The following is a 24,366-nucleotide window of genomic DNA, read 5'->3' as shown; positions in this document are numbered from 1 at the left end:
ATAAGAACTGTCAGTGCCGAAAATGCTCCATTGCTGTCTCCCCTTCCCAATACAAGCCTTTACTCTCAGCTTTATCATCTGCCAGACGACACAACACTGCTCGTTGAACCCAATTACGAGAAGAATTATTCAACATTGAATGCGATCAATCTGCCACAAGCCAAAATACTGTGGAGCAAGAAATTCCCCGAAATTTATGACGTATATGTCTTGGCCAACCCTACCAAAATCGTAGTCATGACTCGCGATAACGACAACCTAAAGAAAATCGTTCTCGATCAACACGGGAATACATTATCCCAACAATTATACCGTAATATTAAGCTTAATCTGGAATTAAACAGCATTAGCATCAAGGTGAGATGGTCGCCGCCACAGCAGAACATCGAAGAGCAAATTGTCGTACTTGAGCAGAATTATTATAAAAAGAAGTCGATTGCATCCCTTTACTCATCTCCTTGGATCAAGCCTCTCCTCCGTAAAGATATACGAATCGAACCTGGAAGTTATGAGCATCTAACTATTATAGATATCGCCTTCCGAGCTCCCAATCTGGTCGTCCAGTACGAAGGGTCTGGCATTATGCAATCCCAATTTTTCTATAAGATCATCAATATTCGTAATTCGCAGGAGTCGACAATTCTAATCGAGGGGAATATACAAACCGATTTCGGTGTACAAGATGGGAAACTCATTATAACAACGGAGCATAACAGTATCGGAAGCCCGTTCGGCCCAGATCATAATAAAGGTAATTTGGTGTATGCTGTGTACGATTTGAACACAAGAAAGCAAATTCATCAGCAAGTATCTACCTTCACAGACAATGATACCTTCGGTTGGAATGCTTCCTACCAAGCCGGGAAGATATGGATGCATGATTTATCAGATAGCAAGTGGATCATTACAGATACATTTGGGAAAGCGTTAATTGAGGAACAAACAACTGTATTCCCAGAGGGGGTTGTACGCTTTATTACATACGCCCCTGTCGACAAAAAAGCGTATTTCATCGTGTACAAACACAAAGAAACAGCCAAATTGCTTGAATTGGAAGTCACGGACAGAGACTGATATTGTTCATGAAAATGAAAAATGCCTCGAAGTCGCAATCCGACTGTCGGGGCATTCTATTGGTTTAAGTGATCAAAATCGGCTTATACGAGGTGACAGGCCACTTGATGGTCGTTACCTACATCCCTGAATACCGGAACCTGCTCACGACAAATATCGGTCGCAAACGGACAGCGTGTGTGGAACTTACAGCCGGATGGAGGATTGGCTGGATTCGGAATATCCCCCTGCAGGACGATTCGTTCACGCTTCAGCTTCGGTATCGGAATCGGCACAGCTGATAACAGTGCCTTCGTATACGGATGCAGCGGATTGCGGAACAATTCGTCTCGCGACGCCGTCTCCATCATGGTGCCCAAGTACATAACGCCGATCCGATCACACAGATGCTCTACGACGCTTAGGTCATGGGAGATAAACAAATACGTTAAGCCGCGTGTCTTCTGCAGCTTGCGGAATAAGTTAATAATTTGCGCCTGAATCGATACATCGAGCGCCGAGACTGGCTCGTCCGCAATAATGAGATCCGGGTCAAGGATAAGCGCTCTGGCAATTCCGATGCGCTGACGTTGGCCACCCGAGAACTCATGTGGAAAGCGATCATACTGATAGGCCGATAGACCGCATGCTTCCATAACCTCAAGCACTCGATCCCGAACTTCTTCCTTCGTGGTCATTCCATGGTTAAGCAGCGCCTCGCCAATGGCATCGCCGACGCGAACACGCGGATTCAAAGAACTATACGGATCTTGGAAGATGAGCTGCATCTTCGGTCTCAGCTTGCGCAGTTCCTTTTCCTGCATGCCATAGATATCAATCCCCTGAAACTTCACTTCGCCTTCCGTCTTCTCCAGCAACCGAATGATAGTACGCCCTACTGTACTCTTCCCGCTTCCAGATTCTCCAACCAAGCCGAACGTCTCCCCCCGCTTGATGGTGAAGCTGATATCATCCACCGCCTTCACATGGCCGACAGTTCGATTGAATATGCCTGAGGTAATCGGAAAGTACTTTTTCAAATGTTTCACTTCGAGCAATGTCTCAGCCATGTTGAATTCCCTCCTCATACAGCCAGCAAGCAACCCGATGCCGTTCGGCTGTATCCTTCAGCAGTGGCTGCTTCGTTGTACACACCGACATGCAGCGGTCACAGCGATCATGGAAATAGCAGGACTCAGTCAAAGACAATGGGTTAGGCACCTGCCCCGGAATCGAGTACAAATCATCCTGACGCTGGCCGATGACAGGCTTCGAACGAAGCAGACCTTGTGTATAAGGATGCTTCGGATTCTCGAACAGCTCGACAACTTCGCCTTCTTCCACGATCTTGCCGGAGTACATCACGATCACGTAATCAGCGATTTCTGCAACGACACCAAGGTCATGGGTGATGAGCAAAATAGACATGTTTGAATCTTCTTTGATTTGACGCAGCATATCCAGAATTTGCGCTTGAATCGTTACATCAAGTGCTGTGGTCGGTTCATCCGCAATGAGCAGTTTCGGATTACAGGACATCGCGATCGCAATCATAATCCGCTGCAGCATGCCCCCGCTCAACTGATGCGGGTAACTGTCCAAGATCTGCTCTGCACGAGAGATTCCAACCAGCTCTACCAGCTCGCGAGCCCGAGCCCGCGCATCCTTCTTCGATAGCTTCATATGCACCATGAGAGGCTCCATAATCTGCTTGCCGATCGTAAGCACCGGGTTCAGAGAGGACATTGGCTCCTGGAATATCATCGCAATATCGTTACCACGGATTTGGCGCAGCTCTTCCTTCGGAATGTGGAGCAAATCCTTGCCGCCGAACTGAATATTGCCGTTCACCACTTTACCTGCGGGTTCTTCGACGAGCCCCATTATAGACATTGCGGTTACACTTTTGCCGCAGCCGGATTCGCCGACGATGCATACGGTTTCCCCTTCGCGAATGCGCAGGCTAATATCATTGACTGCCTTAACTGCCCCTGCTTCGGTATAAAAATAAGTACTGAGATGATCAATTTCGATTACATTTTTCATCAACTGTCATTCCCTTACTTCTTCTGTTTAGGATCGAGAACATCTCGCAAACCATCGCCGAACACGTTAATTGCAATTACTGTAGAAAATATAGCAAGACCTGGCGGAATCCACAGCCAAGGACGCTTCTCGAAATCCATCAAGCTGTTCGCCGCCTCTATCATGTTCCCCCACGTCGGAGTAGGCGGCATAACACCAAGACCGAAGAAGCTGAGCGCAGATTCACTCAATATCGCTCCACCCGTACTCAATGTAGCGACGACAATAAGAAGTGGTGCTATGTTCGGAATCATATGATTAAACAGCTTCCGCTTATCATCCAATCCAAGTACAATCGCCGCCTGCATAAATTCTCGTTCACGAATACTAAGCATCTGACTGCGTACGAGCCGAGCCAATCCTGGCCAGCCAATAAAGCTGAGCATGAACATGACAAGATACATGCGATATTCCGTAGGTACTTTCCATTCGGACATCATTGCCCCTAAGATGAACAAGATCGGCATGCCCGGAATCGTTAACAGCAGATCGGCAAGCCGCATAATAATCTGATCGACAATCCCTCGATAATAAGCTGCAACCGCTCCAAGAATCGAGCCGATACATACCGAAATCACCATAGATGCGAAGCCTACCGTCAAGGATATGCGGCCGGCCTGCAGCAAGCGCGTCAGCACATCTCGCCCGAGCCCGTCGGTACCGAGCCAATGCTTCATCGAAGGTGCTTTGTTCATCATCGCCAGATTACTCTTGCCGTCCGCATAGGGGGAGAATAAAGGGCCGATGAAGCATGCCAGAAACATAATAATGAAAAAGAGTAAGCCGGATATGGCTAGTTTGTTTTTCAACAGCTTATGAAAAGCCTGACGCCATAGCGACGTGCGAGCCGCTGCCGGCGCCGTCCGCTGAACCTCTGTTATTCCGCCGGAAATGGATGACATGTTGGTACCCCCTTAATGCAATCTGACGCGCGGATCGGCGACATTGTACAAAATATCCGAAATGAGCGTGCCGATTATCGTCAAGATGGCAATGAACATCGTAAAGCCCATGAGCAGTGGATAATCCCTCGTCCCGAAAGATTGCAAATACAATTGCCCAATTCCCGGCCAATTAAATATCTTCTCAATAATCATCGAACCACTGAACAAGCCCGGAAGTTCAAAACCGATCAAGGTGATCGCAGGCAGCATCGCATTGCGAAGCGCATGCCGATACAGCACCACTCGCTCCTTCATGCCCTTCGCTCTAGCTGTACGGACATAGTCCTGCCGAATTACATCAATCATATTGCTGCGGAAATATCGCGTTAGCGATCCCACCCCGAGCAATACCATAACTGCTACAGGCATAATCATATGATCGATGACTTCCCATACATGGGCCATCCCTGTAGCATTGCTTCCTGTTGTAATCATTCCGCCAGGAGGCAATATCTTCAGATCAACGGCCAGCAACTTGATCAGATACAAACCGATGAAGAATGATGGAATAGACATCGCAGCAAATAAGAAGACCATTACTGCTGTATCAAAGAAGGAATACTGCTTGTACGCCGAAACAACGCCGATGATGACTGCCAACAGCCATGTGAAAAAGGTAGAAACAATGGCTAGCAAGAATGAATTCCACACATAATCATTGAATAGCGTCACTACAGGCTTCTGCTGTGCAAGGGAGTATCCGAAGTTGCCCTGAAATGCATTGGTCAACCAATTCCAATACCGCTCCAGCACGGGTTGGTTAAGACCATATATGGCCCTGAGCTCTTCTTTCCGTTCAGGCGACAGCTTCGTATTGCCCGCCAGAAAATCACCTGGCATCATCGCGAATAGCACAAAGATAAATATGGATGCCGCAGACAAAATAAGAACCATGTACAACATTCTTCGCAGCAAAAAATTACTCATGTTCGCACTCCTTTTGGAAGTCATTCGCCCCTGACTGCGAATGGAAATGCAGGCCAGGGGCTCCTATGATCATTATTTCAATTCCCAGTCGAACACGCTTCCAGCTACGCCAGTCAATGGAGTAATCTTCAATCCTTGAATCCGCCCGTTGTAGGCATATACCGATTTGCGATAGCTTGTGAAGATATAAGGCATGTCGTCATTCAGAACTTGGAACAACTCTTTGTAGATTTTCTTGCGCTCTTCAATGTCTGAAGTTGCCAAGCCTTTGTCGTACAATTCTTTTACTTTTGGATTATCATAGCCCTTCACTTCACCGTTCACGAAGCGGCGAACGCCATCTGCAGGATCCACCAGAACTGGCGTTGAGAAGGAAGCAATGTCGTAATCGCCACTGTCTGATTTCGCACCAAGTGCGTTGAAGTCTGCGAACAACTCAGGCTCGAATTGAACGCCGATTGCCGCATAGTTTTCCTTCGCAATCGTTACGAACAAGTCATTCCCCTTGCTCTTAGAACCGATGAAATGAAGCTTCAGCTTTTGTCCGTCCTTCTCGCGAATGCCGTCGCTACCAGGTTTCCAGCCAGCTTCGTCAAGCAATGTTTTTGCTTTTTCCGGATCATAGTTATATGGGTTAATGCCCTCTTCAGTATATGCCCAAGATGTTGGCGGGCTTGGGATGTTCGCCACTTGCCCTGCGCCTTGGTTCGCATCTACAAAGATGGATTGACGATCAAGTCCGTAAGTCAATGCCTGACGAACACGTTTGTCTTTGAATGTCGCATGCTCATGGTTAAATGCCAAGAAGCCATAGTTGCTAGCTGTCGCTGGCACGAGATTCAAGAAGCCCAATGACTTCAGCTTATCAATATTTTCTTGCGTTGCAGTAAAGGCCCCATAGTCCTGCTCGCCTGTTTCAATAAACTGCCACGTGTCGCCTTCTGTTGTTTTGTAGATAAAGTGTTCGGTCTTTGGCTTGCCTTTGAAATAGTTTTCGTTAGCAACAAAGCGTACCTCTTGGCCTGGGATAAACTTCTCCAGCTTGTATGGGCCTGTTCCAACCGGATTCGCGTGCAGGTTCTTAATATAGTCCAGAGACTGTCCCTGCTTGTAATCCTTGCCGTAATAAGCCTTGGACAGCACGTCACCCCCAAGGATCGACAGCGCCTGAGAGTTTCCTTTTTCCAAAGTGACAGAGATCGTATTTGGATCAATCACCTTGATGCCCGAAATCAAAGTCGCCTTGCCTTCTTTATATTCTTTTGCCCCAACGATGCCGATAAGGGACAAATCTTCTTCACCTGTGTAACCCTTGTCATTTACAAGCGTCCACGTGAAAGCAACATCATCTGCCGTAATCGGTGAGCCGTCACTGAACTTCAAGCCTTTGCGCAGATGGAACGTAAAGATTTTTCCGTCCTCTGTAATTTCCCACTTCTCAGCCAAGCCCGGAATCGGCAAGCCTTTCTCATCATTCGTCACGAGAGGTGTGTACAAAATGGAGGAAACGTTGCCGTCATAGCCACTTTGCTGGAAGTAAGGAGTAAATGCGCCGCTCGGGTCTGTCAGACCAACAATAATCGTATCTGTGCGTTTCTTTGCTTGTTCTGGAAGCTTCGACATATCTGAAGCGCTGACAAGCTCTGTCAACACTTCCACAGGAGGTGTCTGTGTCTCTCCTGAGCTAGAATTGTTGGATGACACCTGACTTTGTCCTTTGTCTGCAGGTGCCGCACTGTCATTCGAGCAAGCTGTCAATAACAAGCTGCTAGCCATCGTTAAAGATAAGAGAAGAAGCAATGTTTTCTTCATGTTGACCCTCCTGAAATGAACAAGTTTATTTTCAACTATTCCTATAAGCTCAGTAGGAATTTTATAGGCCTTATTATAAGCCAGTGGTAAATTTATGTACACAATAAAAATGCGTCGATTTTCAATTAAAAGATCTGATTTCCCGGGAATTGACTATAAAAGCCAAGGGAAACTTCACCACACACTCGATTATCTCTTTTTTTTGCTTACTGTCTTCCTTTTGTGAAGAAAAGGGCTTGCTGTCAAAATCGTTTATGCTGGGTCGATGATGTTAGAATAGTTTACGATTGGTCATTGGGTGAGGGTCGATTCTACGTTGAAATGGTTCATTCGCATTCCCGTAGGGAGATTCATAATTATACATTTATGAGCTATCGATAACTCCGTGCGTTTCTGTACACAACCAGAAGTCATTAATCACTGTTATTCCACGGTTCGCGCACATTTTTCGTTTCTAAATTTTCTCCATAATGAAGTCCTTTTGCGATGTATATGTATGTATTTCTACGTATTATACTGCATGATTTCATTGAATAATAGTTATTTCTATACATTGGTCTATAATTATTTTGAATTCGCTACTTAGAAGCATGCTTGAATATACAACGCTTACATAACAGGCTGTAAGGAAGTTATGCTCCATGTTTTCTCCAACTGGCAGCTTAAACAATAGTGAGAAAGAACTTTGCAATAAAGCATGTTGACATCATTTAACTACAGTTGTAGTATATAGGTTAACTACTCTTGTAGTTTCATGAACAAACACTTAGAGAGGAGTGACAATGTGAAGACATCATCAAAGGTAGCAATCGCAGCACTAGGCAGTGTTTTATTACTGGGTTCTTCGGTAAACCTCGCTGCGGAGGCGGCATCCTCCCAGCCGGCCCAAAAAACTACAGCAAAAGAAGCTAATAGTAAGGCTCCAAATGCCGAAGAAAAAAAGTTTGTTGAAAGTGAGGTGAAGAGAGTGAGAGAACTGCCCAAGGAGCCGGGCGATCTTTACATCATGTACTTCAAATACAAGAACCTGAACTACGGACTGGAATTTGCACCTTTTGGCAAGGGTTTTGTATTCTCAACCTATGAGGATTACGTTAAAAAGGCTTCTACTTTGAACGGTACCATCTTGCAGCAACCTTCCAACTTGCCGGAGGGATATACGTTTTCTAAAGCGGCCATTGAAAATCCAATTGCGAACATAAAAAGTGAAGTCGAGAAAAAATTCTTTGATGATCTGAGGGCCGAAGGTAGAAGGAGCGGAAAACCCGTTTACACGAAAAAGTTAGATTGGAAAGAGCCGGGAGCCATCCGTCTTGAGTATACGAATGGCAAAGACACACTAACCTTCAATCAGTATACGGCCGACGAGGAATTTTCTAAGCTGAAAGGTTTCAGTTACGAAACGCCCCCTACTACTGGTAAACATGTTAATAGATACGTTTTTTGGTATGGTACCGGCAAATACTATTACAGTATTGCTACTCAGTCGGATATGACCAAAGAGCAGATGATTGAAATTTTGAAAGCAGTGGTGAAAAAATAACATTTGTAGTCTGATTGAATTGACTTTGGAGGTTTCATGCATGAACCAAATCCCACCCATTACGGATGCAGAGCTGGAAATTATGCGCGTGTTGTGGACGATTCCAGATTGCCCTTCCAGTGAGGTCGTAAAACAAATGACGATTCACATGGGGTGGAGCCCGAATACGACCCGGACGCTTCTCAGTCGGCTGGTGCAGAAGGGAGCGGCAGGTGCCAAGCTTGAAAAGGTGGCAAAGCGTACCCAACTATTTTTTCCTGCCGTCAGCGAACAGGAATACCTGCAATCCGAAACCAAATCCTTTATGAAAAAACTGTATGGCGGAGCATTAAAGCCGATGCTTGCTAATTTTTTGGAGGATAAAAAGCTGAATGCGCAGGAAATCGAGGATCTAAAGGCTTTATTTGACGAAAACTACAGCGACGGTGAAGAAAAGAGAGATACCTGATGAGTCCTTCAATACATCCAACTTTATTGTCGGTTTTTGGCTGGGTGATTCGCGGATCATTCATGGCCAGCATTCTGGTCGTACTTGTACTCATCCTGCAAGTTCTATTGAAAAACAAGCTTGAAGCCAGGTGGAAATATTTACTTTGGGTTCCTGTGGCGATTCGTTTACTGCTCCCTTGGGCGCCGGAATCTTCACTTAGCTTGTACAATATTTTATCTTTGGAGGCCATAGTACCCGGTATTCATAAGCAGACTCAAGATCCATCATCTTGGCGCGAATATTGGATAGATGCTGGGAGGAAAAACGAATCAGCAGTTCATGGAGGGCGATCTTTCAACTCGGAGAAAAGCGACCCTATTCGGAAGACTATCGTATCAGATCCACCTCATGAATCTGGAACCGTACAAGAGAGCCGCTTTGGGTGGAATAGGATCAAGCAAATGAACTTTGCCGATGTCTTGATGCTCATCTGGCTTGCAGGTGTTCTGCTTCTTGCCGCCAAAACGGTATTCGATCAGCTTCGATTGAAACAAGCACTACGAGCAGGGCACCCTATCAAAACACCTTATCTATCGGCATCGTTTCACGAGACGAAGCAGTTGTTCGGTGTGAAGCGCAAAGTGCAGTTCGTGGCTTCTGAAAGGATTCCAGGACCTGCCGTGGTCGGTTTTATTAAGCCTGCGATCGTCATTTCTCCAAGTCTGCTCATCACGTTAAAAAAGGATCAACTTCAGTATATTCTGGCGCATGAATTCGCCCATATCCGGCGGCGGGACGTGGCGGTGAACTGGGTCATGTTCATCATCTTGATCTTCCATTGGTTTAATCCATTATTATGGCTAGCCGTACATAAAGCAAGACAGGATCAGGAGATGGCCTGTGATGCATGCGTGCTGGATCGGATGAGTCCGCAGCAAAACAATGCATACGGGCAGACGATTATCCATGTGCTAGAGCATTTTTCAGGAAACCGTCCTCAACCAGGACTTGCCGGCTTGTCAGCCACACATAAACAAATGAAAAGGAGACTTACAATGATCAAACAATTTAACAAAAAATCATATCACCTGTCCATTCTAGGGTTGGCGACGATTCTCACGCTTGGTAGCGTGACGTTGGTAAATGCAAAGGAAAGCAAGGCAGAGAGCGTACCACAAGCGACTTCCGTACAATCGGAACTGGGTTCAAACGCCACAGTGAATCATGAGCCAGATATTATCTATCCCGCAGGTGTTATCGATCGCGAGGATCGCGAGCTTTACAAGAAAGAAATGGAGAAAGCTATAAAAAAAGCGGAAGATGCAGCCAAAGCTATATCTGCGGATGAAAGAGAGTTTATCGCAAGTGAGAGAAAGAGAGTGGGAGAACTGCCCAAGGAGCCGGGTGATCTTTACATCATGTATTACAAATACAAGAACCTGAACAACGGACTGGAATTTGAACCTTTTGGCAAGAAACTTGCATTCTCAACCTATGAGGATTACGTTAAAAAGGCTTCTACTTTGAACAGTCCCATCTTGCAGCAACCTTCCAACTTGCCGGAGGGATATACGTTTTCTAAAGCGGTCATTGACAGTCCAAGGCCGGATGGAAAAAGTGAAATCGAGAAAAAATTCTTTGATGATCTGAGAGTCGAAGGTAAAAAGAGCGGTAAACCCGTTTACACGAAAAAGCTTGATTGGAAAGAGCCGGGAGGCATCCGTCTTGAGTATACGAATGGCAAAGACACGCTAATCTTCAATCAGTATACGGCCGACGAGGAATTTGCCAAACTGAAAGGCTTCAGTTACGAAACGCCGCCTACTACTGGTCAACCTGTTAACAGATATGTTTTTTGGTATGGTACCGGCAAATACTATTACAGTATTACTACCCATTCGGATATGACAAAAGAGCAGATGACTGATATTTTGAAAGCAGTGGTGAAAAAATAACATTGGACTGACCCCATAGAGTGGAATGAATCAAAGCACCTTCAAGAAAATGCTCAATATCGGAAGATATAGAGACAGCCTTGGAGGTGTTTTTGCATTTACAACAAGAGTGAGCTAATCGCTGAGCAGACCTTTCGAAATTGCTTTCATCACATTCAAACAAAATTAAATAACCAGTCGCCAATTGAATTTCGACGACTGGCTTCACAAATGGTGTTTTGAAATTAGATCATGCCAAATTCACTGCCCACTCTCTTCAGCGCTTCAAGCGCAAATGCCAAGTCCTCCGCTGTATGCTGAGCCGTCACAATCAAACGAACACGCCCTCGCTCCAGTGCGACTGTCGGGTATACAATGCCTTGAGCACATATCCCCTCTTCCAATAATCGCTGTGAAAATGCCATTGTACGAGCTGGGTCGCCAACGATGATTGGAATAATCGGTGTCTGGCTCTCACCCGTATCGAACCCCGCCTGCTGCAAAGACGTACGGAATGAATTCGCATTGCTCCACAACCGCTCTGTCAGCTCCGGTTCATGCTGCAGAACATCAATCGCGGCAAGACAAGTTGCAGCGACAGATGGAGGCAACGACGTGCTGAACAAGAACGAACGCGCCGTGTGAGTCAAGTAATCCTTTAGCACTTGAGAGCTTGCTACATAGCCTCCAACTGCGCCGATTGCCTTCGATAAGGTTCCTACCTGAATATGCACCCGTCCGTGCAATCCAAAGTGATCCGTGGAGCCTTTGCCGCATTTGCCAAGCACGCCGCTTGCATGTGCATCATCGACATAGACGAGCGCATCATAACGTTCTGCAAGTTCTACAATGCTAGGCAGCGGAGCTATATCGCCATCCATACTGAATACGCCGTCCGTCACAACAATTCGCTGGCGGAATGAGCCTGATGCCTTCAACACCTCTTCAAGCTGATTCATATCTTTATGGGCATATATTTTCTTATTTGTTTTTGTCAGTCGGATGCCATCGATAATACTTGCATGATTCAGCTCATCACTAATAACCACATCATCTGGACCAAGAATAGAAGAAAGCACTCCTTGGTTTGTCGTGAATCCGGATTGGAATACAAGCGTCGCTTCTGTCCCCTTGAATTCTGCTAAGCGCCGCTCCAGCCTGTCGTGAATGTCGAGTGTTCCTGTAATGGTGCGAACAGAGCCTGCCCCAACCCCATAAGCTTCAATAGCTTCAATAGCGGCTTGCTTGAGCGCTGGGTGCTTCGTCAATCCCAAATAATTGTTCGAGGACATTTGCAGAACGCGCCGTCCATTCTGCAAGGTCATCCAGGAATCGGAGCCTCCCTCCCATATAGAGAGCGGGCGATAGCGACCTTCCTCCTTCAGGCTGTTCAATTGTCCTTCAATCACTTCAAACCCTGCCATTTTGCCAACCTCCTAAATTTGATATTACAGTACATTTCATTTACGCCAGTTATAGCGCTTGATCCACGTCGTGGGAAAACACAATTTTTCCGCATTTGCCGGAAGCCATCAACTCAAACGCCTCTTCATATTGATCAAGCCGGAAATGATGTGTAACGAGCGGCTCCAAATTCAAACGGCCACGACTCAACAGTCCCTTAATTTGATACCAGGTATCGAACATGCGCCGTCCTGTAATGCCTTCAATATGCAGACCTTTGAAAATGATATCCCGTGCCAGGTCGAATGGCACTTCCTCCGTAGGTATGCCTAGCAGCGATACGCGCGCTGCCTGTGCAGCCGCTTTCAAAGCATCGCGAATCGCTCCAGGATGACCTGACATTTCAAGCACAACCTCGACGCCTTCTCCGCCTGTATGCTGCATCAAGCTCTCCACCATCGGCTCTTCCGCACTATTAATGACAACATCGGCTCCCATTGCCTTTGCCATTTCCAAGCGATACGAATTAATGTCAACGGCAAATACCGTTCCACTGCCGCACGCCTTCGCCACCGCAATCGCCATCATTCCAATCGGACCAACGCCGATAACTGCAACACTCTTGCCGACAATGTCCCCGGATAACGCTGCCTGTACCGCATTGCCAAGCGGATCTTGCAGGCAAGCGATATGCGGAGGTAGGTTTGGATCATTATGGATGACATTACTGTCCCGTACGACCGCATATTCTGCGAAGCAGCCCGGGATCGTAATGCCGAAGCTGCGCGTATTCGCGCATACGTGCGCATTGCCTGTTCGACATGCCTTGCACATTCCACAGACCACATGCCCCTCGCCAGACACGTAATCCCCTGGCTTCACATTCGTCACTTCACTGCCGACAGCAGTGACGATTCCCGCAAATTCATGTCCAAATACATTAGGTGTAACGACCGTGCGAGCTGCCCAATCATCCCACTTGTAGATATGGACGTCCGTTCCGCATATCGATGAGGCCTTCACTCGAACAAGCACATCATGGGGGCCATAAGTAGGTATAGGCACCTCTTTTAGAACTGCCCCAGGCTTGCGCTCCGCCTTTACTAATCCGATCATCGTTTGGGTCATAAACTGATTGCCCCTTCCTCGATTTTTTCTTACAATAGAAGCAGTAAATATTTCTAACATTTTCCTGTATAATATATTATACGTTTGTGCGTTATATTGTACATGGTGATTTGTATGATTTTGGAACGGATTGGATGGACAACCAGAGAGGAGTATCCCATGTCAGAACCGATACATAAGAAAATCGGCAAGAATCTACAAGAAATACGCAAATCACGGGGCCTTAGCCTTGATCAAGTATCCGAAATGAGTGGAGTCAGCAAGGGCATGCTGGGGCAAATCGAGCGCGGAGAATCCAATCCGACCATATCTGTATTATGGAAAATTGTGAATGGACTCCGTATTTCATTTGCAACTTTAATGGAAGAGTCAACACCGAATGTCACTGTTGTGCACATGGACGAAACGACGCCCCTTGTGGAGGAGGATGGGGATTACCGCGCATATCCAATTTTCCCGTTCGAGCAGGATAAAGGATTTGAAGTATACAGCGTCGTCATCGAGCCGGGCTGCAGCTATACTTCCGAACCGCATTACGAGGGTGTCGATGAATTCATCATGGTCATGAATGGACAGCTTCAAGTCGGCATTGGCGGGAACACGTATATCCTCGAACCGAATATGGCGCTCCGTTTCACCGCGAACGAAAGTCATACATACACCAATAATACGGATGAAGTAATCCGCTATATCACACTGCTTCATTACCCTACCGTGAGCAAATAATCGAGACCGGGCATAGGGCTTGGTCTCCTTTTTAATTGTCAGCTATTTTATGGATATGTGGACAATTGCACTTTCCTTTGCACCCGCCTCATCATCTATTAGTACTAAAACAATAGAAGGTGGGATTGTCATTGTCTCGATATGTAATCATTAATGCTGACGACCTCGGTCTATCGAACAGCGTGAATCGCGGTATCTTGGAAGCTCACCGGCTTGGAACAGTCAGCAGTGCGTCCTTAATGATCAACACCCCTGGCTTCCCCGATGCTGTGTCCATTGCTCGATCTACCCCCTCACTCGGAGTGGGACTGCACTGCAATTTAACCTATGGCTCGCCTGTTACCGATCCAGCTCTTATCCCTTCTCTCGTACGAGAGGACGGCTCCTTCCACGGCATGCTGGATGATTGGACTGAGCAAGATATCTCACTTGAACTCGACAATCAGTATCAGCGCATGGTGCAGCATGGTCTTCATCCTACCCATATTGATTCGCACCACCATATCCATTTCTATAGTCAAGGCGTATACGCATGGGTCAAACGCCTGGCTCAACAGGAGCAGCTTCCTGTGCGTGTGCACCCTAGTAGGCCAGATCACGAACTTCCATGGGTTGCGGACACGCTGATGATGCACACATTTAGCAAAGACACAGGTGTATCCCTGCTCTTGAAGCTGGTGAACAATGTCCCGCAAGGAATCACGGAGATTCTATGCCACCCTGGGTATGTGGATGACGATGTTAGGCGCTTATCGACGTGGACGACAGCGAGAGAAGAGGAATTGCAGGTCTTCCTCGATCCCCAAATTGCCGCCCACCTTGCGAGCCTGCACAAGCGTGGTGCTCTTCACTTGGTCCATTATGGACAGCTGCCAACCATTCGCACCCATGGCGATCTTCGATATTGGACTGATGCATCTATGTCTATCCCTGCTGCTAAGGAGAGCGCTGCTCCAGTTCACTACCCACGTAAACGCAGAACCGCTTCCTCCACTTCCATACGGACTCGCAAATACGGTAAAAAAAGAAAACGTAGAACCGCGCGTTCCGGTGCCAGACTTACTCGACGCAGCAGTAGACGTATCAATAAGCGCATCAATAGACGTCTCCGCAAACGTCTGCTTAGAGGAGGCGTGCTTGCCAAGAAGCGTGTACGAAGCAAAACATCTTGGCAAAATCGTCGAATCTCCAAGAGAAAGAAATCTGCGTAATTCCTATCAGGCATAAGTCACTATGATAATCGGCGGAAATAAAAAAATGAATCCTCCCTAATTGGAGGATTCATCGCTTATCTCGATTACAGTCGCGAAGCACTCGTGCACAGCCATCAACAAACTGCTGCTGTACAGCTGCATTCCCTTGCTGCCCCCCGAAGAAAAGCAAATTGCATGCAGTTATAAATTGATCTAGCGGTTCCTTATCACGCTCCAATTCTTGATGTTCTGTATGGCGTGTCGGATTGCTTGCAGATGGAATACGAGTTCTGGCAGCTTGCCCAGCATACTCATTCCATGTCATTCCACATGGCTTAGCACCGTATTTGCGCTCGACAAGCGACCAAGCGATACGCCCCATTTCCTGTACGCGACTCATACGGAAGCTGTGCTGCTGCTCATGCACCAGTCGGCGAAGTTTGCGCTGCATCGCATTGCGCTGCCACGCCCATTTCATAGTGAGCAATAGAAACACGATAAAGATCACGCCGCCAAATAGGAGAGCTGGCATTTGTGTAACCGCCTTGCGGACAAGGGATAGCAACGCTGTACCAATCCCACTGTGGGAAGCCTCGCTTGTCCATTCCTCGGGAATACGCTGAAGCGCATGCCATTCCTGCTCAATATGGGTACGAGTGGCCTGTACTCTAGCGTCCCACCATTGTGCGATCTTGTTGCCGAACTGACGAACCGCGCCCCAACCCTCTCCAGTCTTCTCGGCTGCTGCATCGTTCAACATCGCAACAACCTCTGGTGGCGTACGGTACCCGGCTTGTTCTGATGCAGCGGTAGATAATCCGCCCGTACCTTCGCTTATGGGAGTAGAAGCCGTAATGACGTCAGGATTCGAAGCAGCCACAGAGCCTCCTGGTACGCCTATAGGCGGAGTCGCTTCAAACGGCACCCATCCTATGGAGGCGAAATACACCTCAACCCAGGAATGAGCATCCGTCCCTCGAATTGTGTAATGTCCAGGCGAATCAGCTTCTCCCGGAGCGAACCCCTTCACCCAGCGGGCTGGAATGCCCTGAGTGCGAAGCAGCACGGCCATTGATGTCGAGAAATGATTGCAATACCCCTGCCTCGAGTCGAACAGAAAATAATCAACAAAATCCCTTCCGGCTGGCGGGACGGTTGTATCCGACTTGGTATACATGTATTCCTGCTGCAAAAACTGCTGCACCCTCCGAACCTTGTCATATTGACTGTCCGCCCCCGCTGTAATGCGTTTACCTAGCTCACGAACGCGATTCGGAAGCGCCTCTGGCAGCTGCAATCCCGCCGCACGTATATCATCCGGCCAAGTCTTCTCCGGTGCTGATTGAAGCAGTTCTGTCTGAAAACGAAACACCCTTGTCTCATACTGATAGGTTAAAGGAATCCCCGTCGTATCCGATATGCCGATGTCAGCTCCATACCGTTCAGATAGAGGATTATAACGGACGAAATACTGTGAAGGAACTTCATTCCCAGCCTCTTCTGCATTAGCATTAGGAACCCAAGAGATTATCCGCTCAGGAACCCCTCCGAACAGCAAGGGATACTTCGGCTTGAACCCCTTCCATATAATCGTCTGTTGAAAAGGTTCCGACCACCCTTCATGCCCACCCGTTTGGTCTAATTTCAAAGAGCTTGACAGTTCAATTTTCTCTTCTCCCTTTTGTGGGCTCGTCCAGCCCCTCCCCGTATAGATGGATTTGCTCTCTCCCCTCCAATACGTAGGCTCAGGAGATATCGCGGTGAACCATTCCTCATTATTGTCACGCAATGGACGCCCCAGCTCAGAGTCGTCTGTGCTATAGCCTGTTACCATCATCGATGTACGGACTTGATCCTGCCCCTCTACAGCCGATCCGTTATTCCCGCCCTTGCTTACCCTGCCTCGTTCCGCCAAATCATTTGGTTGTAATGACTGCGTCAATGCTTCGAACGATGCCAGCGGCATTGGCTTCGGCCATGCATACACCTGCCTGATTCCTTCAGCAATCCCAACCACGGCTAAGGACAGCAGCAAGGCGCACAACAACCAGCTAAATGGCCAATGTCCAATGCGTGAGCGTTCTGTATCAGATTCCAACTGTTCATCCAAATACAGCCACGCTGACAAGAGCAACCCCCAGCCAACCGATCGCGCGATCGATCCCGTTATTTCGATACCGAATCCCAATTCGAATCCGAATAAATAAACAATTGTTGACACCGTAAAAAAGAGCACCGTCCTGCGGCTTAACATAAGCGATTGAATCGATGACGCCAGCATCGCCCAACCGATGAGAAGCAGCAGTGTCCGCAATTCACCACTTGTGTTCATCCAATGGCCATCCATCCAGCCATTGATATCTGCGCGCAGTGCGGTACCGATTCTGCCTAAGCCTGTCAACAAAGAACGGATAAACCCTTCACCCATTAGCCAGGAATCTGACGCATGGGGAAGTACTCGAACGGAGCCGAACATCCAAGCGGTCGTTCCAATCGCCACCACCCCATACAGAACCACAGACAGTGCAGTATGGTGAACAATCAAGCCAAGAAGCAAATATATCGCCACCGCAGCGAGAAATGGGCGAACATCGCTCAAGTCAATATTGCGTCCCACCTCTTGCAGGGGATAGAACCACTCCGCGAACAAGGCGAAAAGCAGTACAGTAAATCCAGCTGCCTTCCAGCGCATCAGCCAGGTAAGCTTGCTGCTTGGATCCGCAGACGTATGCAGCGGTTGCGATTTACCCTTGTGCTGTCGTCCAACTGTCGGTAGATACACGATACTCACCTCGGTTCTCACTATCGTTCATTCGGTCACTGCCTCTCACTCCGACTCGCTCACTTGCTGCCGCCGAGACACTCGCATTCGCTGTGTTCTGGCTGCCCACAATTCTAGTCGCTGATGGCTCGAATCGTTGGATCTCGTCAGCATTCAGCCATTGATCCACTTGGTGAAGCCCTGTAAAATGCTGTGCAGCCCCCCACTTCTGGGAGTGTCTGTCCCAACTTACAACGGCAAGCCTTCTAGAGACTGCTGCATTTGCATGCACCATCGAAGGAGCTCCCTCTTCATAGTTCCAACGGTGTTCTACACGCTTGCCCAGCTGCTCGGCAGCGAGTGCGATAATAGCATTCCGAGCACCATGCACACTAGCTCCATCACTGATCCAGAATAAGCGAACGGTATGTCCCGCTTCCATCTTCTGTCTTACAAGGGCTGCTGCCGCAGAAACCGTTGCTTCCATCTGTTGCAAGAGCTTCGTTTTCTTTTGCAAGTCACCCATACTTGCCTTCGCGCTCGATTTCTTATTCGCAGTTGTTTTGGTATTTGTACTTTTGTTTGTGTTTTTATTTATGTTCGTATTTGTTTTTGAGTTCATGTTCGTCGTATGCTGAGTCAGCTCATTCCGCCACCCTGTATCATCCACTGCAATATCCCATTGTTCGAGTTGTCCCGCTTCAGGAACACGAACTGCAAGCAATCGGCGCTTCGCATACATTCTCCAGTCAATAGATCTCCATTGATCTCCGGCACGGTACGTTCGAAGCTCAGCACTTCGCATCCCACTCGTCACTGCTGTGCACGGCTCGCCCCCTTCTCCATATAAGGATGGGGAGAACAGCTCTGAGTCTAGTTGTCGCTCAGTCGTCCCAAAGATGCTTGTGTCCTCAGGGCCTCCCAAGCTTTCCGTAATTTCCATTGCATATTGCTCGTTAGCCGACCCATTTCCTGTGCTGAGATCAGGCGCCATAATACATACAGGCGCATTCTCTTCACTCGGACGGATGATTACATTGTGCTTGAACCAACCGAATACATCCCCATACTGAAGCTCAATGCGGGTAAGCTCATATACACCTCGCGGAGCCCCTGCAAAGGATGAGGTAAAAGTAAGAGATTGGCGGCGGCGAGGAAATAGAAGTCGTCGACACATCCACGCCCCTCCTTCCCCTCCTGTACGAGTCCAGAACTCTGTCACTCGCAGCCACAATACGGGAAACGGACGCTTCATTGTCATGGTGACGAGAAATACCATGTTCCTGTTCTCATTGCGCTGCGGAATAATCGGTTGGTGTACAGTCTGCACCGAGCGTAGCCTGCTTCCTATCCAATAAGAACGGGCGCTGCTAACCAACATGACACCCAATATGGCTGCCAGGAAGCAGACTGCAGCACTTTCCCGTTGAAACCCGATCCACGCCAGCGCCAAGCAGCCGATAGCTGTGAATAGATGTCTTAGCGCTTGCTTCATTGATAATCTCCTCCGAACCATATGCGCTTCCCTGCTTGGCGTGAGTTCGTCTGCTCTCCTTGAACAGATGGGAACTGCACATCCCTTGCATGTGTACGATAAGTGGAAGCTTGTCTAGTCCTTCCAGCCAGACTCGTAGAGGCTGACGAACCACCTCCGCTCGTCCCCTTCTTGCCTGCAGAACCTGATGGGAATCCGGGTACAGCTGTGTGACCCAGCACCTCCAACACAATTTCCTCAGCCACAATGCCTGCTCGTATGGCATGGTTGTGGAGCTGCAGCCGATGCGCCAGTACATAGACTGCAACAGCCTTCACATCGTCCGGCACGGCATAAGTTCGTCCCTCTACCCAAGCATGTGCCTGTGCTGCGCGCATCAACGCAAGCGTTCCCCGGGGACTGACCCCGAGCGCTACCGATTCATGAGTACGAGTCGCCAGCGCCAGATCCGCCATATAGCGGCACAGTGCTTCATCTACATGCACCATATGCACGCGCCGCACGAGTAAGCGCCATTCCTCTGGAGTCCATAATGGCTTAACACGCAACAATGGATGCTCTTCTCGCTGGCGGAGCAGCATATCTGCCTCATGTTCAGCATGCGGATATCCAATAGATAATCGCATCATGAAACGATCTGCTTCCGCCTCCGGCATCCGATACGTACCTTCGAAATACTGCGGATTCTGAGTACCGATCAGCATAAATGGATCTGGAAGTGGACGCGTCATGCCGTCCACGGTCACCATCCGCTCCTCCATCGCTTCAAGCAGAGCTGACTGCGTCCTAGCAGGGGCTCGGTTCAACTCATCAGCGAGCACTACATTCGCCTGGAGTGCTCCTTCGCTGTAGCGCAGCTCACCGCTGCTTGGCTCCCAAACCATACTGCCCGTAATATCAGCAGGCATCATATCCGGGGTCATCTGAATACGACGGAAGGCCCCCCCTGTCACACGCGCCATGGCACGTGCCAGTACCGTCTTCCCAACCCCAGGCACATCCTCAAGTAGAATATGTCCCCCGCTTATCATCGCAAGCCCCGCCATCGTAATCACTTCTCTCTTGCCCACAATGACCTGCTCCATACGTTCCAGATAAGCAATCCAGCCCCGCTGCGCGAACTCGGCTAGCCACACATCTGTATCCCGCTGGGGACGCTGTCCACCACTAACACTCCATTCATTCGTCATGCGATTCCCTCCCTATCAACTCTGAACGGTGTATATCATTTTTAACTTTCTTTTCTGTGCAATTCATAGACAACAACATGACAAAAAAAGCCCGGAACGATTCCCGCGTGCCTCTGCACGTCCTGTAATCGTCCCGGGCCGTTCTATATCCCAGTGTCGCCCAAGCTATTTGTTTTCAAACCTATCAATTTTGCATTCTCTTATCCATAGCAGGTACATTTTCATCATACATCTACTCTTTATTCCATCTACTCTTGCTTCTCTATTGGTTTAAGCGGGGACAGCATATAACTAGTCATCTTTACACCGAATGCATCCAACACTTGCCTTAATGGTACCCATGTTACATACTTCTCGGTCACAATACGAAGAGGCTGCACCTTGACCTCACCGTCCTCTCCTGATTGACCAATCAACTCCATCTTGCCCGCTCGTACATCAATGCCAACCGAACTATTGTTCCACTCAATATCTACCCGTTCCAATTCTGTATTCCATTTCACGGTACCGTTCAATCGCTCCACCAGCATACGAAGCGGAACATAGGTAAGATCTTGATAACTCATGAACTGATCCGGCGCAAATTCAAGTTCGCCTTGCTCCGTCGCAATCGTCAGTTGTCTGTCCAGCTTCACTGGTTCAGTAGGCTTCTGATTCGTCTTCGGATCCGGTGTGCCGCCTGCGGTAGTGTCTGGCTTTTGACCCGGCTTCTGAGCCTTATCATTGCTCACTGTCTGAATCGGCTTCACGTTGGCCTCTATCCATGCTTTACTTACGGAGGTTCTCGACCAGCGCTGCTTGGCAGCCAGCTTGAACTGCACAGGTTTCACATAAGAAGAGAGCACATCAAAGGTATACCCCTTCGTTTTGTAGTAGCGAATAATTTCCGGCAGTGCCTTCACCGTCTCGCCATGTCCCACCCCATCATGCATGAGCACGACGGTTGAAGGAAGCAGAGCACCGTCTTTGACGCCTTGAACAATCTCCTTCGCAGGAACACCGCGCCGCTTCGAGTCGTTGCTGTCTACATGCCAGTCATAGACGAGATAGCCTGCTTGATTCATCAAATCGAAATACTGCTTGTCGAAGTTCAAAAATGTACCGCCTGGAGCACGAACAAGTTCTGGCTCATAGCCTACGATCTTCTTAATAACCTCGCCTGTACGCTTGATTTGACTCCAGAATTTACGAAAATCACTGTACAGCTCTGAATAATCATGATTATAACTATGATTGCCTAAAGCATGGCCTTCATTTACAATTCGCTCCACTAGCTTGGGGTTCCGTTCTGCTTGCTGACCTAATACGAAGAACGTCCCCTTCACTTTCTCCTGCTGCAAAATATCGAGTACTTCTTTCGTATGTACACTTGGTCCGTCGTCGAATGTCAGATACACGACCTTATCCGGCTTATTGGCAGGGACTTCAGACTTGCTCTTGCTGCTTACTAGAACCGGTGCAGCCGCAGGCTCGACACCAACCTGTTGCCCTGCAATCTGTGAAGAAACAGCCGCTGACAACACAGAAGTCTGATCTCCGACCCCCACCAGTGTATGTGAACTAGATTCATGCCTATCCACCTCATGCCCTGACGAAGCATAAGCGATATGCTCCGTTGGCGTCTGTCCATCTACGAACGTCAACGTTCCAATCAGAACAAGCAAGGCGCATAGCGCCGTAATCATTACCGATTTCAACTTGTCATTCATCATTATCATCGTCTCCTTCTTCCCTCTCGTAGTGCAGTCAATCGTGGACTTGTCCTTGTTTCTATTACCCTATTGCTAGATTATATGGCGGAAATAAAAAAAGATGACACCGAATGGGTGCCACCTTCATTTCATTGCGGCTACTCCTTGATCATACGATTTCATCCGTTGAATAACAACATTTTCCTATTCAAAAAAAGGCGACATCGATTGGATCTCACCTTTTCCTCGTTGCTGCTAATACGAGCATATGTAAGTCTTCAACGCAAACTCTCTTAAACGCAATAATCCACTTACTCTCACAACTCAGATCATCGATTTAGAACAGGTACCATGTCTTTCTTCCAATGTGCACTGGAATACAATCCCAGCATCAGCATCCACAGCATAATCTCGCTCCCGCCTGCTCCGAGCAAAGGAAGTCCCCCACCATTAATGGGAATGATCCCAATAATCCCCCCGATATACAACAAGCTCTGAACCCCCATCATTCCGCTCACCCACATACCAATTCCTCTTGCAAACGGATCACGGAATAGCAGCGCTGAATTGTACATCGTAACGATGATAACACCAAGGCAGATTATCAATACAAGACCTCCTGCCCATCCAAACATATGCACCATGGTCACAGTCAAATTTTCGCTATAGGCGTAAGGAAGGAGTCTGCTAATATCTTCAACTCCGTTCCCGAACCATCCTGCTTCGCGAAATAACTGCTGTGCTATTTTTTGCGTGTAAGCCCCGTCCCCATTACCCCAGAAGCCTTCAAACCAATCTCCAAATCTGCGATTGGCCATAAAGCGCAGACTCTCTATGAACCAATAGCAGATTCCGCCTGTTAGGAGTGTCACACCGGCCGCAATCGCCATGTTCTTCCTCTCCACTCCTGCCAGCTTGAGCACGATTATTCCTCCGACAAGATAAGTGGACACTTGAAGCAGATTCCCATTTACAAGAAATACAATGATCGGCAGTATAAAAAGAACCATTTTCTGGAGAATAGAGCGATACGGATTCTCCGGTTTTCTGTTCCACATCGAATACAAAGATAAGAGGTATAGATACGGACTCATATAAATGATATCGATAGGAATGCCATCAAGGATAGGAATTCCCTTAAGCCCAAATTGAGGGTACCCATTTATGATGTACACGGGAAAAAACACAGTATACACATTTAAACACAACGTAATGCCATATATCCATGCTGCTTCTTGTTGCAATTTCAGATAACCTACCCAAAATGCAAACAAGAAAGCCACCACCCCTGGTACTAGACGCCATGCATAGCCCTCGGCAGATAAGCGATAAATATCTTGAGGATTCCCAGCTTGCACAGCGAACAATCCAAGTACACAAATGGCAATCCACACCAACACGGAAATCCATAGCTTCCAAGGCGCCTTAGGACGATGCACCTGATTGAACTGCGCCGCCACAACCGAAGGCTCTCCCATATTGCGAACCGCCTGCTGCGCAGCCGATGATTCATCCATGCCTTGATCCATCCCATACTCGATCTCGTTCAATAGATGATCCTGCAGTTCTGCCCGAATTTCGTTGTGCATGTGCTTGGCCTTCACGTGAGCTAGAACCTCACCCACAAATTTTTCAAGGATCGAGTCATGCTGCGTGACTCTTGATTCCTGATCACTTCGCATCCTTATACCTCCCCCAGCACCTGATCGAGCGAACGACGGAATAAGCGCCATTCTTGCGTCTTCTCTTGCAGAAGCTTGCGCCCCTGATCCGTAATTCGGTAGTATTTGCGGGCTCTGCCGTTTGCCTCATTCCAATAAGCTTCCACCTCGCCTTTACTTTCGAGTGCATGAAGAATTGGATACAGCGTCCCTTCCTTCAGAGCGAACAATCCCGAAGACGCGGCTTCCAATCGCTTGGACAACTCGTAGCCATACATTTCTTCCTTCTCCAGCATGGACAAGATAAGCATAGCCGTACTGCCTTTTAATAGTTCCTTGCTAACCTTAGGCTGCATGATATCGATTATCCCTCCCACATCTATTTAATA

At 48.0% G+C, this 24,366-nt stretch carries 19 protein-coding genes; 6 read left to right on the top strand and 13 right to left on the bottom strand.

The features are described 5' to 3' along the window. Positions 1 to 135: 135 nt before the first annotated feature. Positions 136 to 1,074, top strand: a complete 939-nt coding sequence (locus RQP50_RS19440; protein ID WP_139295390.1) for a hypothetical protein — start codon at positions 136 to 138, stop codon at positions 1,072 to 1,074. An 83-nt stretch (positions 1,075 to 1,157) separates the two neighbouring features. Here RQP50_RS19440 and RQP50_RS19435 read toward each other — a convergent pair whose 3' ends face one another. The 5 genes from RQP50_RS19435 to RQP50_RS19415 all read right to left on the bottom strand — a co-directional run bounded on the left by RQP50_RS19435 (position 1,158) and on the right by RQP50_RS19415 (position 6,821). Then, on the bottom strand, positions 1,158 to 2,123 hold the full coding sequence (locus RQP50_RS19435) for an ABC transporter ATP-binding protein (protein ID WP_021259916.1): 966 nt from the start codon (positions 2,121 to 2,123) through the stop codon (positions 1,158 to 1,160). Beyond that, positions 2,116 to 3,099, bottom strand: a complete 984-nt coding sequence (locus tag RQP50_RS19430) for an ABC transporter ATP-binding protein (protein WP_072730508.1) — start codon at positions 3,097 to 3,099, stop codon at positions 2,116 to 2,118. The genes RQP50_RS19435 and RQP50_RS19430 overlap by 8 nt, the downstream gene beginning before the upstream one ends. 14 nt (positions 3,100 to 3,113) lie before the next feature. Continuing rightward, on the bottom strand, positions 3,114 to 4,040 hold the full coding sequence (opp4C, locus tag RQP50_RS19425) for an oligopeptide ABC transporter permease (protein WP_139295391.1): 927 nt from the start codon (positions 4,038 to 4,040) through the stop codon (positions 3,114 to 3,116). A gap of 12 nt (positions 4,041 to 4,052) precedes the next feature. Beyond that, a complete protein-coding gene (locus RQP50_RS19420) occupies positions 4,053 to 5,009 on the bottom strand; it encodes an ABC transporter permease (RefSeq protein ID WP_142545428.1) in 957 nt (318 codons plus the stop codon). Between the two features lie 72 nt (positions 5,010 to 5,081). Then, positions 5,082 to 6,821, bottom strand: coding sequence for an ABC transporter substrate-binding protein (locus tag RQP50_RS19415; protein ID WP_315746417.1), 1,740 nt, complete (start codon positions 6,819 to 6,821; stop codon positions 5,082 to 5,084). 784 nt (positions 6,822 to 7,605) lie between these two features. Here RQP50_RS19415 and RQP50_RS19410 point away from each other — a divergent pair. Genes RQP50_RS19410 through RQP50_RS19400 form a run of 3 tightly spaced genes read left to right on the top strand, consistent with a single transcriptional unit; the run spans position 7,606 to position 10,749 of the window. Further along, a complete protein-coding gene (locus RQP50_RS19410; protein ID WP_072730511.1) occupies positions 7,606 to 8,364 on the top strand; it encodes a hypothetical protein in 759 nt (252 codons plus the stop codon). A gap of 40 nt (positions 8,365 to 8,404) precedes the next feature. Continuing rightward, positions 8,405 to 8,812 carry a BlaI/MecI/CopY family transcriptional regulator gene (locus RQP50_RS19405; RefSeq protein WP_072730512.1) on the top strand — a complete coding sequence of 136 codons (408 nt, stop codon included), beginning with the start codon at positions 8,405 to 8,407 and terminating at the stop codon, positions 8,810 to 8,812. Further along, the gene (locus RQP50_RS19400; protein ID WP_072730513.1) at positions 8,812 to 10,749 is read left to right on the top strand and encodes a M56 family metallopeptidase; all 1,938 of its coding nucleotides are present in this window, start codon (positions 8,812 to 8,814) and stop codon (positions 10,747 to 10,749) included. The genes RQP50_RS19405 and RQP50_RS19400 overlap by 1 nt, the downstream gene beginning before the upstream one ends. Positions 10,750 to 10,973: 224 nt before the next feature. On the opposite strand, the gene RQP50_RS19395 is transcribed toward RQP50_RS19400, so the two are convergent. Beyond that, positions 10,974 to 12,152, bottom strand: coding sequence for a glycine C-acetyltransferase (locus RQP50_RS19395; protein WP_072730514.1), 1,179 nt, complete (start codon positions 12,150 to 12,152; stop codon positions 10,974 to 10,976). A gap of 49 nt (positions 12,153 to 12,201) precedes the next feature. Then, positions 12,202 to 13,260: an L-threonine 3-dehydrogenase gene (tdh, locus tag RQP50_RS19390; RefSeq protein WP_072730515.1), complete on the bottom strand. Its 1,059-nt coding sequence runs from the start codon at positions 13,258 to 13,260 to the stop codon at positions 12,202 to 12,204. A gap of 159 nt (positions 13,261 to 13,419) precedes the next feature. Here tdh and RQP50_RS19385 point away from each other — a divergent pair, with 159 nt between their 5' ends. Together RQP50_RS19385 and RQP50_RS19380 are read left to right on the top strand one after the other, a co-directional pair. Beyond that, positions 13,420 to 13,986: a helix-turn-helix domain-containing protein gene (locus tag RQP50_RS19385; protein ID WP_072730516.1), complete on the top strand. Its 567-nt coding sequence runs from the start codon at positions 13,420 to 13,422 to the stop codon at positions 13,984 to 13,986. A gap of 131 nt (positions 13,987 to 14,117) precedes the next feature. Continuing rightward, the gene (locus tag RQP50_RS19380) at positions 14,118 to 15,197 is read left to right on the top strand and encodes a ChbG/HpnK family deacetylase (RefSeq protein ID WP_315746416.1); all 1,080 of its coding nucleotides are present in this window, start codon (positions 14,118 to 14,120) and stop codon (positions 15,195 to 15,197) included. A 70-nt stretch (positions 15,198 to 15,267) separates the two neighbouring features. Here RQP50_RS19380 and RQP50_RS19375 read toward each other — a convergent pair whose 3' ends face one another. The 6 genes from RQP50_RS19375 to RQP50_RS19350 form a co-directional block, all read right to left on the bottom strand. Further along, positions 15,268 to 17,961 (bottom strand): transglutaminase-like domain-containing protein, encoded by a 2,694-nt coding sequence (locus RQP50_RS19375; RefSeq protein WP_315746415.1) that lies wholly within the window; start codon positions 17,959 to 17,961, stop codon positions 15,268 to 15,270. Beyond that, complete coding sequence (locus RQP50_RS19370) at positions 17,924 to 19,435, bottom strand: DUF58 domain-containing protein (RefSeq protein ID WP_315746414.1); 1,512 nt, start codon at positions 19,433 to 19,435, stop codon at positions 17,924 to 17,926. Before RQP50_RS19370 ends, RQP50_RS19375 begins: the two co-directional genes overlap by 38 nt. Beyond that, positions 19,432 to 20,625 (bottom strand): AAA family ATPase, encoded by a 1,194-nt coding sequence (locus RQP50_RS19365; RefSeq protein ID WP_315746413.1) that lies wholly within the window; start codon positions 20,623 to 20,625, stop codon positions 19,432 to 19,434. The genes RQP50_RS19370 and RQP50_RS19365 overlap by 4 nt, the downstream gene beginning before the upstream one ends. 248 nt (positions 20,626 to 20,873) lie before the next feature. Then, the gene (locus tag RQP50_RS19360; RefSeq protein ID WP_315746412.1) at positions 20,874 to 22,337 is read right to left on the bottom strand and encodes a polysaccharide deacetylase; all 1,464 of its coding nucleotides are present in this window, start codon (positions 22,335 to 22,337) and stop codon (positions 20,874 to 20,876) included. 308 nt (positions 22,338 to 22,645) lie between these two features. After that, positions 22,646 to 23,998, bottom strand: coding sequence for an FtsW/RodA/SpoVE family cell cycle protein (locus RQP50_RS19355; RefSeq protein WP_072730522.1), 1,353 nt, complete (start codon positions 23,996 to 23,998; stop codon positions 22,646 to 22,648). 2 nt (positions 23,999 to 24,000) lie between these two features. Next, positions 24,001 to 24,333 carry a PadR family transcriptional regulator gene (locus RQP50_RS19350; protein ID WP_021252232.1) on the bottom strand — a complete coding sequence of 111 codons (333 nt, stop codon included), beginning with the start codon at positions 24,331 to 24,333 and terminating at the stop codon, positions 24,001 to 24,003. Between the last annotated feature and the right edge of the window lie 33 nt (positions 24,334 to 24,366).

Origin of the sequence: Paenibacillus suaedae (assembly GCF_032337355.1) — a bacterium.
GTDB lineage: Bacteria > Bacillota > Bacilli > Paenibacillales > Paenibacillaceae > Paenibacillus_B > Paenibacillus_B suaedae.
The sequence above is the reverse complement of the archived record's forward strand: the minus strand, read 5'-3'. Positions and strand labels throughout refer to the sequence as shown.